At 66.9% G+C, this 14,019-nt stretch carries 12 protein-coding genes and 2 tRNA genes; 9 read left to right on the top strand and 5 right to left on the bottom strand.

Annotation, left to right across the window (positions count from 1 at the left end; genetic code table 11):
• Both ACZY1G_RS23820 and ACZY1G_RS23815 read left to right on the top strand, forming a co-directional pair.
• Positions 1 to 1,188 carry a DUF1501 domain-containing protein gene (locus ACZY1G_RS23820; RefSeq protein ID WP_463823772.1) on the top strand — a complete coding sequence of 396 codons (1,188 nt, stop codon included), beginning with the start codon at positions 1 to 3 and terminating at the stop codon, positions 1,186 to 1,188.
• Positions 1,189 to 1,203: 15 nt separating this feature from the next.
• Positions 1,204 to 2,052 carry an NAD(P)-dependent oxidoreductase gene (locus ACZY1G_RS23815; RefSeq protein WP_463823771.1) on the top strand — a complete coding sequence of 283 codons (849 nt, stop codon included), beginning with the start codon at positions 1,204 to 1,206 and terminating at the stop codon, positions 2,050 to 2,052.
• A gap of 20 nt (positions 2,053 to 2,072) precedes the next feature.
• Here ACZY1G_RS23815 and ACZY1G_RS23810 read toward each other — a convergent pair.
• Positions 2,073 to 2,146, bottom strand: a tRNA-Gly gene (locus ACZY1G_RS23810).
• Between the two features lie 152 nt (positions 2,147 to 2,298).
• On the opposite strand from ACZY1G_RS23810, the gene ACZY1G_RS23805 reads away from it, so the two are divergent.
• The 4 genes from ACZY1G_RS23805 to ACZY1G_RS23790 all read left to right on the top strand — a co-directional run bounded on the left by ACZY1G_RS23805 (position 2,299) and on the right by ACZY1G_RS23790 (position 5,255).
• Positions 2,299 to 2,375: transfer RNA gene (locus ACZY1G_RS23805), tRNA-Pro, on the top strand.
• 39 nt (positions 2,376 to 2,414) lie between these two features.
• On the top strand, positions 2,415 to 3,851 hold the full coding sequence (gene tig, locus ACZY1G_RS23800; RefSeq protein WP_463823770.1) for a trigger factor: 1,437 nt from the start codon (positions 2,415 to 2,417) through the stop codon (positions 3,849 to 3,851).
• A gap of 124 nt (positions 3,852 to 3,975) precedes the next feature.
• Positions 3,976 to 4,578, top strand: coding sequence for an ATP-dependent Clp protease proteolytic subunit (locus tag ACZY1G_RS23795; protein ID WP_064281899.1), 603 nt, complete (start codon positions 3,976 to 3,978; stop codon positions 4,576 to 4,578).
• Positions 4,575 to 5,255 carry an ATP-dependent Clp protease proteolytic subunit gene (locus ACZY1G_RS23790; protein ID WP_463817590.1) on the top strand — a complete coding sequence of 227 codons (681 nt, stop codon included), beginning with the start codon at positions 4,575 to 4,577 and terminating at the stop codon, positions 5,253 to 5,255. Before ACZY1G_RS23795 ends, ACZY1G_RS23790 begins: the two co-directional genes overlap by 4 nt.
• 3 nt (positions 5,256 to 5,258) lie before the next feature.
• Here ACZY1G_RS23790 and ACZY1G_RS23785 read toward each other — a convergent pair whose 3' ends face one another.
• Positions 5,259 to 5,702 (bottom strand): TIGR03618 family F420-dependent PPOX class oxidoreductase, encoded by a 444-nt coding sequence (locus ACZY1G_RS23785; RefSeq protein ID WP_463817588.1) that lies wholly within the window; start codon positions 5,700 to 5,702, stop codon positions 5,259 to 5,261.
• Between the two features lie 94 nt (positions 5,703 to 5,796).
• On the opposite strand from ACZY1G_RS23785, the gene ACZY1G_RS23780 reads away from it, so the two are divergent.
• A complete protein-coding gene (locus ACZY1G_RS23780) occupies positions 5,797 to 6,072 on the top strand; it encodes a hypothetical protein (protein WP_463823769.1) in 276 nt (91 codons plus the stop codon).
• A 261-nt stretch (positions 6,073 to 6,333) separates the two neighbouring features.
• Positions 6,334 to 7,614: an ATP-dependent Clp protease ATP-binding subunit ClpX gene (clpX, locus tag ACZY1G_RS23775; protein WP_463817585.1), complete on the top strand. Its 1,281-nt coding sequence runs from the start codon at positions 6,334 to 6,336 to the stop codon at positions 7,612 to 7,614.
• A gap of 75 nt (positions 7,615 to 7,689) precedes the next feature.
• On the opposite strand, the gene fdhD is transcribed toward clpX, so the two are convergent.
• The gene (gene fdhD / locus ACZY1G_RS23770; RefSeq protein WP_463817583.1) at positions 7,690 to 8,514 is read right to left on the bottom strand and encodes a formate dehydrogenase accessory sulfurtransferase FdhD; all 825 of its coding nucleotides are present in this window, start codon (positions 8,512 to 8,514) and stop codon (positions 7,690 to 7,692) included.
• 202 nt (positions 8,515 to 8,716) lie between these two features.
• Here fdhD and ACZY1G_RS23765 point away from each other — a divergent pair, with 202 nt between their 5' ends.
• Positions 8,717 to 10,894, top strand: a complete 2,178-nt coding sequence (locus ACZY1G_RS23765) for a glutamine synthetase III family protein (RefSeq protein WP_463817582.1) — start codon at positions 8,717 to 8,719, stop codon at positions 10,892 to 10,894.
• A gap of 19 nt (positions 10,895 to 10,913) precedes the next feature.
• Here ACZY1G_RS23765 and ACZY1G_RS23760 read toward each other — a convergent pair whose 3' ends face one another.
• Together ACZY1G_RS23760 and iolD are read right to left on the bottom strand one after the other, a co-directional pair.
• Positions 10,914 to 11,756: an NHL repeat-containing protein gene (locus ACZY1G_RS23760; RefSeq protein ID WP_463823768.1), complete on the bottom strand. Its 843-nt coding sequence runs from the start codon at positions 11,754 to 11,756 to the stop codon at positions 10,914 to 10,916.
• A gap of 318 nt (positions 11,757 to 12,074) precedes the next feature.
• Positions 12,075 to 14,018 (bottom strand): 3D-(3,5/4)-trihydroxycyclohexane-1,2-dione acylhydrolase (decyclizing), encoded by a 1,944-nt coding sequence (gene iolD / locus ACZY1G_RS23755; protein WP_463823767.1) that lies wholly within the window; start codon positions 14,016 to 14,018, stop codon positions 12,075 to 12,077.
• Position 14,019 lies beyond the last annotated feature (1 nt).

The raw sequence follows: 14,019 nt of genomic DNA, 5'->3' as shown, positions 1-14,019 counted from the left end.
ATGCCCGAGATCAACCGCAGGAAGTTCCTGCTCGCCAGCGCCGGGGTCGGTGCGCTGGGGCTGCTGTCCGGGGCGGCGGCCGTCGAGTGGCCCGACCTGATGGCAGCGGCGCATCGCCAGCCGCTAGCGAAGGGAAGCGGCATCGCCGTCGTCGTCACGCTCTACGGAGGCAACGACGGCATCAACACGCTGATCCCGCACGCCGACAACGCCTACCACGACGCGCGGCCCGACCTGGCGTACGCGCCGGCCGATGTGCTGCACCTCGACGACCGACTCGGCCTCAATCCCGCGATGACGGGCATGCACGGTCTCTGGCAGGACGGCCATCTCGCGATCGTGCGCGGCGTCAGCTATCCCAAGCCGGACCACAGCCACTTTCGGTCCATGGACATCTGGCAGACCGCGTCCCCGAGCGAGCCGGTGAGCACGGGCTGGGTGGGCCGGTGGCTCGACAGCACGGGCGACGACCCGCTTCGGGCCGTCAACGTGGGCGCAGTTCTGCCGCCGATGGCCGTCGGGCAGCGGGCCACGGCCGCGGCATTGACCACGACCCGATTCCATATCGGTGACATCGACTCGGTCGTCGCCGCGCTGAGCGCAACAGACCCCCGCGACACCGACGTCATGGCCGCGGTGGCGGCGTCCTACCGCGCGACCGGCACGGCGGACCGGACCTTTGCACATCTCGGCGACACCCATCAGGGAGACGGCGCGTCCCTGAGCGCCCAACTCGACACGGTGGCCGCCGCGATCACGGCGGGCGTCCCGACCCGGCTCTACATGGTCTCGCTCGGCGGGTTCGACACCCACGCCGACGAGCGCGGCACCCAGCAACGGCTCCTGCAGACGCTCGACCGGGCGTTGACGCCATTCCTCCGCCGGATGGCCGCCGACCAGCACGGGCGCAACGTCGTGGTGATGGCGTACTCCGAGTTCGGGCGCCGCGTGCGTGCCAATGCCTCCCAGGGCACAGATCACGGGACGGCGGGACCGGTGTTCCTCGCGGGCGCCCCGGTCCGTGGCGGCTTCTACGGCGACGAACCCAGCCTGACCGATCTCGACGACGGAGATCTGAAGTACACGACCGATTTTCGGGACATCTACCAGGATGTCCTGGCCCACGTCCTCGACGCCGATCCGACACCCGTGATCGGCGGAGGGCGCAGCGGCCTGCAGATCGTGTGACGCAGAATGGCGGGTATGCGAATCGCGGTGTTGGGAACGGGCGCGATGGGCGCCGGCATGGCGCAGTCACTGCTGCGCGAGGACTTCGATGTGACGGTGTGGAACCGCACGCCGGCGCGATCGGAACCGCTGGCCGACGACGGAGCGCTGGTCGCGCTGGACCCGGTGGCGGCGGTCGCCGATGCCGACGTCGTCATGGCGATGCTCTTCGACACCGAGTCGACGGTGTCGGTGATGGAGACGGTGCTGCCGCACCTGAATGACGGCGCGGTGTTCGTGCAGTGCGCGACCGTCGGGGTGCAGGGCGCCGCGCAGACCGCGGCGCTGGCCGCCACGCACGGTGTCGCGTTTCTCGACTGCCCGGTGCTCGGCACGAAGGCACCCGCGGAGCAGGGCAAGCTCGTGATGCTGGCGTCCGGGGATCCCGCCCTGCGGGACCGGGTGCAGCCGGCGTTCGACGCGGTGGGGTCCAAGACCCTCTGGGTCGGTGACGAGCCGGGGGCGGGGTCCAAGCTCAAGCTGGCGTGCAACGCGTGGATCGCCTCCATCGCCGCGGCGACCGCGCAGTCGATGGCACTGGCCAAGGGCCTCGGCGTGGACCAGCGGCAGGTGCTGGAGGCGCTCGACGGATCGGCGGCGAACTCGGCCTACCTGCAGATGAAGGGCACCGCGATCATCGAGGAGTCGTATGCGCCGCAGTTCAGCGTGGACGGCGTGCGCAAGGACACCGGACTCATCCGGGCCGCGCTCGCCGAGTCCGGGGTGTCCACGGCGCTCATCGACGGCGTCCGCGCGGTGTTCGACGGCGCGAGCGAAGCCGGCCACGGCGGCGACGACATGGCCGCGGTGTACTTCGGGTTCTGAACGGGCTTTCTGAACGTGCGTGGAGCGGGCGACGGGAATCGAACCCGCGTAATCAGTTTGGAAGACTGAGGCTCTACCATTGAGCTACGCCCGCGTGTCACCGCAGCGCCGCTGCAGTACCGCCAGAGGATACCGGCCCCGCCCCTCGAGAATCCAATCGCCATCTGGATGTGGCTTCGTTGAGGTCAGGACGTAGGATCGCCGGTGGTCTGACGCTGCGCGCGAGCGTGAGGCGGCAGCGACGACCGGGGTGTAGCGCAGCTTGGTAGCGCATCCGCTTTGGGAGCGGAAGGCCGCAGGTTCAAATCCTGTCACCCCGACCAGTTCGACCCATCAGACGAAAGCAATAGAGGAGTACGAGAGTGAAGAGCACCGTCGAGAAGCTGAGCCCGACCCGGGTGCGCATCAACGTGGAGGTGCCCTTCACCGAACTCGAGCCAGAGATCGACAACGCCTTCAAGCAGCTGGCCAAGCAGGTCCGACTGCCCGGCTTCCGTCCGGGTAAGGCACCCCGCAAGCTTCTCGAGGCCCGCGTCGGCCGCGGCGCCGTGCTCGAGCAGGTCGTCAACGACGCGCTGCCCACCCGCTACAGCGAGGCCATCACCTCGGAGTCGCTGCAGCCCATCGGCCAGCCCGAGATCGAGGTGACCAAGCTCGAGGACAACGAGGAGCTGGTGTTCACCGCCGAGGTGGACATCCGGCCCGAGATCGACCTGCCCGACCTGAGCACCCTCAAAGTCACCGTCGACCCGATCACGGTCGAGGACTCCGACGTCGAGGCGGAGCTCGATTCGCTGCAGAAGCGCTTCGGCACGCTGACCGGTGTCGAGCGCGCCGCCGAGAACGGTGACTTCGTCTCCATCGATCTGTCGGCCACCGTCGACGGCGAGGACGTCCCAGAGGCCGCGACCGAAGGGCTCTCCCACGAGGTCGGCTCCGGCCAGCTCATCGACGGGCTCGACGAGGCGATCGTCGGGCTCTCCGAGGGCGAGTCCGCGACGTTCACCACGACTCTGGTCGCCGGCGAGCACGCCGGTCAGGAAGCCGAGGTCACCGTCACGGTGAAGTCGGTCAAGACCCGCGAACTGCCCGAATTGGACGATGAATTCGCCCAGCTGGCAAGCGAATTCGACACCATCGACGAGCTCAAGGCCGACCTGCGCGAGAAGGTGGCCCGGGTCAAGCGCGTGCAGCAGGCCGAGGCCATCCGCGACAAGGCCATCGAGGAGCTGCTCACCCAGGTCGAGGTGCCGCTGCCCGAGGCGGTCGTGCAGGCCCAGGTCGACGACACGCTGCACAACGCCATCCACGGGCTCGACCACGACGAGTCGAAGTTCGCCGACTCGCTCGCCGAGCAGGGCAGCAGCCGCGAGGAGTTCGACGCCGAGAACCGCGCCAACGCGGAGAAGGCCATCAAGACGCAGCTGCTGATGGATGCGATCGCCGACAAGCTGGACATCCAGGTGGGGCAGAACGACATCACCGAGCGGCTGGTGCTCATGTCGCGCCAGTACGGCATCGAGCCCCAGCAGCTGATCCAGATGCTGCAGCAGAACAACCAGCTGCCGGCGATGTTCGCCGATGTGCGTCGCGGGCTCACCGTCGCAGCTGTCGTGCACGGCGCGACCGTCACTGACACCGACGGCACCGAGATCGACACCACCGAGTTCTTCGGGCCCTCCGGTGACGCCGCCGAATCCGACACCGAATCCGACGTCGAGGCTGTCGAGGCTGCAGCCGCCGAGACCGCTGACGAGACCGAAGCCACTGAGACGCCCGGGGACGACGACACCAAGTGATGCTCTGAGCGAACGCGCGGCGTCTGGGGACTCCCCAGCGCCGCGGGTTGGTTAGTGTCGTGCATAAGACCGGTCACCGCGTCCGAAGTAGACAGAAGAAAGCAGGTATCCAGTCGTGACTGACATGCGTGGCGCCTCGTCGGGCCTCAACCTTGTCGACTCGGTGTATGAGCGGTTGCTGGCCGAGCGCATCATCTTCCTGGGCTCCCAGGTCGACGATGACATCGCCAATCGGCTGTGCGCCCAGATCCTGCTGCTGTCGGCCGAGGATCCCACCAAGGACATCCACCTCTACATCAACTCGCCCGGCGGCTCTATCAGCGCCGGTATGGCGATCTACGACACGATGGTGCTGGCCCCCTGCGACGTCGCGACCTACGCGATGGGGATGGCGGCATCGATGGGCGAGTTCCTGCTCGCCGCGGGCACCAAGGGCAAGCGCTACGCCCTGCCCCACGCGCGCATCCTGATGCACCAGCCGCTCGGCGGTATCACCGGCGGCGCCGCGGACATCGCGATCCAGGCCGAGCAGTTCAGCAGCATCAAGAAGGAGATGTTCCGCCTGAACGCGGAGTTCACCGGGCAGAGCATCGAGCGCATCGAGGCCGATTCCGATCGTGACCGGTGGTTCACCGCGCAGGAAGCGCTCGAATACGGCTTCGTCGATCACATCATCACCAGCGTCACCATCAACGGTGACGGACCAGGAGCAGGAATCGACAAATGACCGATAACACTTCTCGTCACCCAGCGGCCATTCACCCGGCCCTGGATCCTCGCGTGCAGCCGCAGGCCCGCTACATCCTGCCGTCGTTCATCGAGCACTCCAGCTTCGGCGTCAAGGAATCGAACCCGTACAACAAGCTGTTCGAGGAACGCATCATCTTCCTCGGCGTGCAGGTCGATGACGCGTCGGCCAACGACATCATGGCCCAGCTCCTGGTGCTCGAGTCGCTCGATCCCGATCGCGACATCACGATGTACATCAACTCGCCGGGTGGCTCGTTCACCAGCCTGATGGCGATCTACGACACGATGCAGTACGTGCGCGCCGACATCCAGACCGTGTGCCTGGGGCAGGCGGCCTCCGCCGCGGCCGTCCTACTCGCCGCGGGTACGCCCGGTAAGCGTCTGGCCCTGCCGAACGCCCGCGTGCTGATCCATCAACCCGCCCTCGGCGGTGTCATCCAGGGCCAGTTCTCCGATCTGGAGATCCAGGCCGCGGAGATCGAGCGCATGCGCACGTTGATGGAGGAGACGCTGTCGCGGCACACCGGCAAGCCCGCCGACGTGATCCGCAAGGACACCGATCGCGACAAGATCCTCACCGCCGAGGCGGCCAAGGATTACGGGATCATCGACACGGTGCTGCAGTACCGCAAGCTGTCCGCGCAGAACGCCTGACAGTCAGCCGTTGCTGTAGACCCTCGTCGGGGTCACCAGCACCGCAGTGCGCCGCTGCTCGCGCATGGTCGCGTCGTAGGCCGCCCAGTCGTCGTGGGTGCCGCCTGCGGCGGTGAAGATGTCGCGGAGCAGCTGCGCGAGCATCTGTTCCGACTCCAGCCATGGCTGGGCGTCGTCCGGTCCGGCCAGTTCGGCGCGTCCCTCGACCGTCGCCCACTGCCATCCGTTGCGGAAGGTGACCGCGGTCTGCGGTCGCGCGCGCAGGTTGGCCAGCTTCACGCGCCCGTAGGTGACGTACCCCAGCACCAGCTCGCCGGAGGCGGGGTGCGCAAGCGCGCCGGCGTTGATGAGCGACGCCTGGATCGTCAGATCGGCGCGCAGTGTCGACACGACGGCCAGGCCGTTTTCCGTCCGGGCCAGCTCGACAGCGTCGGTGAGGGTGGTCACGTCCACAGGCTACGGCCGGCAAAAGTCCGCGGGTCGGCGGCGTACGTGCCACGCTGAGATCTACGTGATCGTCAATATGTGAGGAGGAGTCGTCATGAGGAAGTCTCTGCTGCTGACCGTGGCCGCAGCGAGCGCGGCGGCAGCCTTCGCCACCGGCGTCGCGAACGCTCAGGAACCGGTGTGTCCCGCCGGCACGTACTGGGACGCAGCAATCGCTCAGTGCGTCGCGGTCAACGTCTACGTCAACCCGCCCAACCCCGTCGTGGGCCCCGTCGGTCCTGTCGGGGTGGGCGGCGTCGTCGGCCCCGTCGGGCCCGGTCCGGTCGGTCCCGGACCCGTCGGACCCGGCCCCCTGGGACCCGGGCGCTGACGGGTCGGACGGTCCCCGGCAGCGATCGGTACTCTCGGTCGAGTAACAGCGGCGACACGCCAGAGACACGGTGGTGCGTTCCAGGGCCCCATCGGACGGTCAGGCGATATGTTGACGCGACCACACGTGAATATCAGCGGCGCTATTCGGCCTCATCGGTCGCATAGGGCCGGAAGATGCGGGTAGCGTCGGAAGAGCGTTGCGGTGCGACCCACCGAATGATCGTTGTGCAACAGCAAGAGGAAGTAGGACCCCTGCACCATGGCACGCATTGGAGACGGCGGTGACTTGCTGAAGTGCTCGTTCTGCGGCAAGAGCCAGAAGCAGGTGAAGAAGCTCATCGCGGGACCGGGTGTCTACATCTGCGACGAGTGCATCGATCTGTGCAACGAGATCATCGAGGAAGAACTCGCCGACGCTGACGACGTCAAGCTCGACGAGCTCCCCAAGCCCGCGGAGATCCGCGACTTCCTCGAGAGCTACGTCATCGGTCAGGACACCGCGAAGCGCACGCTCGCCGTAGCGGTCTACAACCACTACAAGCGCATCCAGGCGGGGGAGAAGAGCCGCGACTCGCGCTCCGAGCCCGTCGAGCTGGCCAAATCCAACATCCTGATGCTCGGCCCCACCGGCTGCGGGAAGACCTACCTCGCGCAGACGCTGGCCAAGATGCTCAACGTGCCGTTCGCTATCGCCGACGCCACCGCCCTGACTGAAGCCGGCTACGTCGGCGAGGACGTCGAGAACATTCTGCTCAAGCTGATTCAGGCGGCCGACTACGACGTCAAGCGCGCAGAGACCGGAATCATCTACATCGACGAGGTCGACAAGATCGCCCGCAAGAGCGAGAACCCGTCGATCACCCGGGACGTGTCCGGCGAGGGTGTCCAGCAGGCGCTGCTGAAGATCCTCGAGGGCACGCAGGCGTCGGTGCCCCCGCAGGGCGGACGCAAGCACCCGCACCAGGAGTTCATCCAGATCGACACCACCAACGTCCTGTTCATCGTGGCGGGTGCGTTTGCCGGCCTGGAACGGATCGTGTCCGACCGCGTCGGCAAGCGGGGCCTCGGCTTCGGGGCCGAGGTGAAGTCCAAGGCCGAGATCGACACGCAGGACCACTTCGCCGAGGTCATGCCCGAGGACCTGATCAAGTTCGGTCTGATCCCTGAGTTCATCGGCCGTCTGCCGGTGGTCGCCTCGGTGACCAACCTGGACAAGGAGTCGTTGGTCCAGATCCTGTCGCAGCCGAAGAACGCCCTGGTGAAGCAGTACACCCGGCTCTTCGAGATGGACGGCGTGGAGCTCGAGTTCGACGAGGACGCGTTGGACGCGATCGCCGATCAGGCCATCCATCGCGGTACCGGTGCGCGTGGTCTGCGCGCCATCATGGAAGAGGTCTTGCTGCCGGTGATGTATGACATCCCCAGCCGCGATGACGTCGCCAAGGTCGTCGTGACTAAGGAGACCGTCGAGGACAACGTCCTGCCGACGATCGTGCCCCGCAAGCCTTCTCGCACGGAGCGCCGCGACAAGACTGCCTGACGCGATCAAGCGGCGAGGGCGAGCCGCGTTGAGGGTCAGGCCGGGGGCACTGCTAGTTCTCTCACCGCTTTCGCGTCAGTTGATGACGCGATCCGGCCGGGCGTAGACGTTCATCGATTGGCCGCGCAGGAACGCCACCAGGGTCAGTCCCGACTGCGCGGCCAAATCCACCGCCAACGATGACGGCGCGGACACCGCGGCCAACATCGGGATGCCGGCCATCACCGCCTTCTGCGTGAGTTCGAACGACGCCCGGCCACTCACCAACAACACCGTGCCTCCGAGTGGAATGCGGTGCTGCTCCAGTGCCCAGCCGATGACCTTGTCGACGGCGTTGTGTCTGCCGATGTCCTCACGCACCACGAGCGGCTGGCCGTCGGCGTCGAAGAGCCCGGCACCGTGCAATCCTCCGGTGGCGGCGAACACCTTCTGCCGACGGCGCAGTTCCGCAGGCATGTCCGCCAGCACGTCGGCGTCGACGGTCAACGGATCGTCACCGGGGGCGTGCTTGCTGACCAAGCGCACCGCCTCCAGCGATGCCTTGCCGCACACCCCGCAGGACGACGTCGTGTAGAAGTTGCGCGTGGGGTCGACGTCCGGCGGTGCCACACCCGGCGTCAACGTCACGTCCAGGACGTTGTAGCTGTTGACTCCGTCGTCGTCGGCGCCGCGGCAGTAGCGGACAGAGGAGATGTCCTCCCGACCCGCGACCACACCCTCGGTGAGCAGGAAGCCCTGCGCGAGCTCCACGTCGGAACCCGGGGTGCGCATCGTGACCGTCAGGGGACGGCCGTCGACGCGGATCTCCAGCGGCTCTTCGACGGCCAAGGTCTCCGGTCGGGCGGTGGAACCACCGGCCGTCACGTGGTGCGCGCGTCGACGGGACGTCACCCGACCCACGGACGTACCTCTCCTCGCGACATCTGTCCATTGTGGTCTGTTCGGGCAGCGACGGCCACGACGGCTGTCCGACGACGGTTGGTAATGGACGTTTTGCGGCGTTGACGTTCGCGTAACAGGATCGGCATCCGGTGTTCCTACTGTTGGCCGGTCAATCGTCTGTGAATCAGAACGCGGACGACGCAGCGGATAAGGAAGTCCATTGAGCGGTAACTCGGTGCGCCTGCAGGCGATCAACAATGTCGAAGCGTATGTCCCGCCGGCCATCAGCTTCGATCCGACGGAGGCGCCCGGTGAGGTGTTCGGCTCGAATGTCTTCACCAAGGCGGAGATGCAATTGCGTCTCCCCAAGTCGGTGTACAAGTCAGTCGTCGCCACCATCGAGAAGGGCGCCAAACTCGATCCGGCGGTGGCCGACTCGGTCGCCTCGGCGATGAAGGACTGGGCGCTGTCGAGGGGTGCCACCCACTACGCGCACGTCTTCTACCCGATGACCGGGCTCACTGCCGAGAAGCACGACAGCTTTCTCGAGCCCGTCTCCGACGGCCAGACGCTGGCCGAGTTCGCGGGCAAGACCCTGATCCAGGGTGAACCCGACGCGTCGAGCTTCCCGTCGGGCGGTCTGCGCAGCACCTTCGAGGCGCGCGGTTACACGGGCTGGGACGTCACCAGCCCGGCGTACATCCTGGAGAACCCCAACGGCAACACGCTGTGCATCCCGACGGTCTTCGTCTCGATGACCGGTGAGGCGCTGGACTACAAGACGCCGCTGCTGCGCAGCCAGCAGGCGATGGGCGCACAGGCTGAGCGCATCCTCAAGCTGTTCGGTCACAAGAATTTCGACAACATCGTCTCGTTCTGTGGCCCCGAACAGGAGTACTTCCTCGTCGACCGGCACTTCTTCCTGGCCCGTCCCGACCTGATCAACGCGGGCCGCACGCTGTTCGGCGCCAAGCCGCCCAAGGGTCAGGAGTTCGACGACCACTACTTCGGCTCGGTCCCCGAGCGGGTGCTCGGGTTCATGATGGACACCGAGCGTGAGCTGTTCAAGCTCGGTATTCCGGCCAAGACCCGGCACAACGAGGTCGCCCCGGGACAGTTCGAGATCGCGCCGATGTTCGAGCGGGCCAACATCGCCGCCGATCATCAGCAGTTGTTGATGACGATCTTCCGCAACGTCGCGAAGAAGCACGGCATGGAGTGCCTGTTCCACGAGAAGCCCTTCGCCGGGGTCAACGGTTCGGGCAAGCACGTCAACTTCTCCATGGGCAACGCCCAATTCGGCAGCCTGCTCGTGCCCGGTGACACCCCGCACGAGAATGCGCAGTTCCTGGTGTTCTGCGCGGCGGTCATTCGTGCGGTGCACAAGTTCGCGGGCCTGCTGCGTGTGTCGGTGGCCTCGGCCACCAACGATCATCGGCTGGGCGCGAACGAGGCTCCGCCGGCGATCATCTCGATCTTCCTCGGCGCGCAGCTGGCCGACGTGTTCGAGCAGATCGCCAAGGGTGCGGCGACGTCGTCGAAGGGCAAGGGGTCGATGATCATCGGCGTCGACACTCTGCCCGAACTGCCCACCGATCCGGGTGACCGTAACCGCACCAGCCCGTTTGCGTTCACGGGCAACAGGTTCGAGTTCCGCGCTCCGGGGTCGGGCCAGACGATCAACGTGCCGATGATCATCCTGAACACGATCATGGCCGACTCGCTGGACTACATGGCGACGGTGCTCGAGGAGGCAGTCGGCGGCGGCGAGGAGTTCGATCAGGCCGTGCAGAAGCTACTCACGGAGATTATCACCGAGCACGGTGCGGTGGTGTTCAACGGGGACGGGTACTCGGAGAACTGGCAGGTCGAGGCCGCCGAGCGCGGGCTGCCGAACCTGAAGACGACGCTGGACGCGATCCCGGAGCTCATCAAGCCCGAGGCGGTCGAGGTCTTCGAACGCTACGGGGTGTTCAACGAGCGAGAGTTGCACAGCCGCTATGAAGTTCGGCTCGAGCAGTACGCGCTGACGGTCGGTGTGGAGGCCAAGCTCGCGCTGGAACTCGGCACCACGGTGATCCTGCCCGCAGCGGTGCGCTATCAGACGGAGCTGGCGCAGAACGTGGCCACCTTGAAGGCGGCGGGGGTGTCGGCCGATACGGCGATGCTGGAAGCTGTTTCGGCTCCGATCGCCGAGCTGACCGCGGCTCTGTCGACGCTGAAAGCGGGGCTGGCCGACCACTCCGCCGAGTCCGCACTCGACGAGGCCACGCACGCGCAGAAGGTGTTGCTGCCGGCGATGGATGCCGTTCGGGCCGCCGCGGACACGTTGGAGGGAGTCGTGGCCGACGACCTGTGGCCGCTGCCGACCTATCAGGAGATGCTCTACATCCTGTAAACGCTCGAACGGGGGTGGCTCAGCCGGGGTCGATGATCTGCACGACCCCGGCGGTCACTCCCGCGACGAACAACCGGCCGGTGGTCGCATCGACGCCGATGGTGTACGGATTCTGCACCGTGGCAATGCGTTTCACTTCGCGGGGCATGGGGTCGGTCATGTCGTAGCCGACGACCTCGTTGGTGCCCGACGACGCGACCCACAGCAGGTCACGGGTCGGGTCGTAGGTGATGCCGTAGGGGCCGCCGGGCTGAACGATCTCGGCGAGCTGCCGCGGCGAGGTGTCGAAGACGCGCACCGCATCACCGCGGGTGTCGGCGGCGATCATCCGGCCGTGCTTGTCGGCGACGAGGTGTGTCGGGCCGTCCCCGGCGGGCGTGGAGCCCACGATCGACAGGTTGGTCGTGTCGTAGATCGTGAGGTCGTTCTTGCGGACGTCGAGCAGGCCCATCCGGTCGCCGACCGGGGCCAGACCTGCCGGCTGGACGCTGTCGGTGAACACCTTGACGATGTCGTCGCCGCGCAGAGCAGTCACGGTGCCCCCGAGTTCGTTGGCGACGAACACCGTGCCGTCCGGGGCTTCCGACGCGTCGTGCGGCACGGTGCCGGTGACGATCTGCGCCTCGGCGCGGCCGCCGGGGAGGTCGACGCGAACCAACGCGTTCGCACTCTCCACGGGGACCAGAACAGGCCCGCCGGGCTTGGCCAGCTGGAGATGTCTGGCGACACCGGGAAGCGGTGTGCGACCGGTGATCTCGCCGGTGTCGACGTTGATCAGGACGAGTTCGTTCGGTTTTCTGGTGGCGACGGCCGCAGTGCGGCTGACCGCGTCGACGACGACACCTTCGGGCGCTGACCCCACCCGGATCTGCCGACCCGGCGGCGTCTGCGAGGGCGCTATAGCCTCCTGCGGTTCCGCCGCAGGCGGCAGGCTGTCGGTCGGTGGACGGCTGCCTTCCGTGGGTGCCCCGGGAGGGATCAACCCGGTCGTGGTCGGCGTGCTGCTGGGAGCCGACGGCGTGGTGGTCGGGGCCGCTTGGTCAGGCGGCTGGCTCTGACACGCCGTGACTACACAGGCAAGCGCGATCACGCACCACAGACGTCTCATGCCGCCCGGGTACCCAATAGCACCGATCGACTCCATGACGTTTCGGTGAGCGCGCGCAGACTCCCGCCTGGATCAGGACGGCTTGATCAACGGCCGTTGGACCTTCTTCCAGTCCGCGTAGCGCTGATAGGCCTGCTGCGTGGAGTCCAGTGACGACACCTCGCTGACCGGTACGTCCCACCAGGAATGGCTGTCGGGCGCATAGATCAGCGGATCGGTCTCGACGTGGATCACGGTGACGCGATCGGCGGCCTTGGCGACCTTGACCGCGTCGGTGAACTCGGCGGCTGTCGTCACCTTGATGACGTCGGCGCCCAGGCTCGCGGCGTTCGCGGCGAGATCGACGGGCAGGGTGTCGCCGTCGAGCCGGCCATCGTGTCCGCGGTACCGGTAGGCGGTGCCGAACCGCTGCGAGCCCAGCGATTCCGACAGCCCGCCGATCGACGCGAACCCGTGGTTCTGCACCAGGACCGGGATGATCTTGACGCCTTCTTGAACGGCGGTGACGATCTCGGTGGCCATCATCAGGTAGGAACCGTCGCCGACCATCACGAACACATCGCGATCGGGGGCGGCCATCCGCACGCCGATGCCGCCGGCGATCTCGTATCCCATGCAGGAGTAGCCGTATTCGACGTGGTAGCCCTTGCGATCACGCATGCGCCACAGCTTGTGCAGGTCTCCGGGCATCGATCCGGCCGCGCACACCACCACATCACGCGGGTCCGACAACGTGTTCACCAGCCCGATCACCTGGTTCTGGTTGAGTGCGACGTCGTCGGAGGTTCGGAACACCTGCGACACCGTGTCGTTCCACTCCGCCATCAATTCGGCTGTGCGGGTGCGGTAGTCGTCACCGACGGTGTGGTCACCGACGGCTTCGGACAGAGCGACGAGCGCCTCCCGCGCGTCCGCGACCACGCTGATGCCGCCCTGTTTGACTGCGTCCAAGGACGTCACGTTGATGTTGACGAATCGCACGTCGGGGTTGTTGAATGCCGTGCGCGATGCGGAAGTGAAATCGCTGTAGCGGGTGCCGATTCCGATGATGACATCGGCGTCAATGGCGAGTGCGTTGGCTGCCGTCGTGCCGGTGGAACCGACGGCGCCCACCGACTGCGGATGCTCGTGGAGCAGGGAGCCCTTGCCAGCCTGGCTCTCGCACACCGGGATACCGGTGCGCGTGGCGAACTCGGCCAGCGCGTCGTTCGCGCCCGAGTAGATGACGCCGCCGCCGGCCACGATCAGCGGCTTGTGTGCCGACCGGATCACCTCGGCGGCGCGGGCGATCACGGAACGTTCGGGTACCGGGCGGGCCACGTGCCAGATCCGTTCGGCGAACAGAGATTCCGGCCAGTCATGGGCCTCGGCCTGGACATCCTGGGGGAGGGACACCGTCGCAGTACCCGTCTCGGCAGGGTCGGTGAGGACCCGCATCGCGCCGAGCAGGGCGGCGGGCAGCTGCTCGGGGCGCCACACCCGATCGAAGAAACGCGAGAGTGGTTTGAACGCGTCGTTGACCGTGACGTCGCCGCTGCTGGGCAGCTCCAGCTCCTGCAGCACAGGCGAACTCACCCGGGTGGCGAAGGTGTCTGACGGCAGCAGCAGAACGGGCAGGCGATTGATGGTGGCCAGCGCGGCACCGGTGAGCATGTTCGACGAGCCGGGGCCGATGCTGGCGGTGACGGCCCACGCCTGCAACCGGTCCTGTTGACGCGCGTAGGCGACCGCGGTGTGCACCATCGCCTGCTCGTTGCGGCCGAGTACGTACTTCAGGCCGGGCTCGACACCGGTCTCGTGGGCGTCGATCTCGTCCTGCAGTAACGCCTGCCCGATACCGGCGACGTTGCCGTGGCCGAAGATGCCCAGGCATCCGGCGAAGAACTTGTGCCGCTGGCCATCTCGCTCGACGTACTGGTTGGCCAGGAAGCGCACGGTCGCCTGGGCGACGGTGAGACGTACGGTCGGCTCCGTGTCGGCGAGCTTCTCGGTCGACTTCGGCGCGGTGGAAACCACG

The sequence above is a fragment of the Mycobacterium sp. IDUB_5 genome, assembly GCF_055419565.1.
The sequence above is the reverse complement of the archived record's forward strand: the minus strand, read 5'-3'. Positions and strand labels throughout refer to the sequence as shown.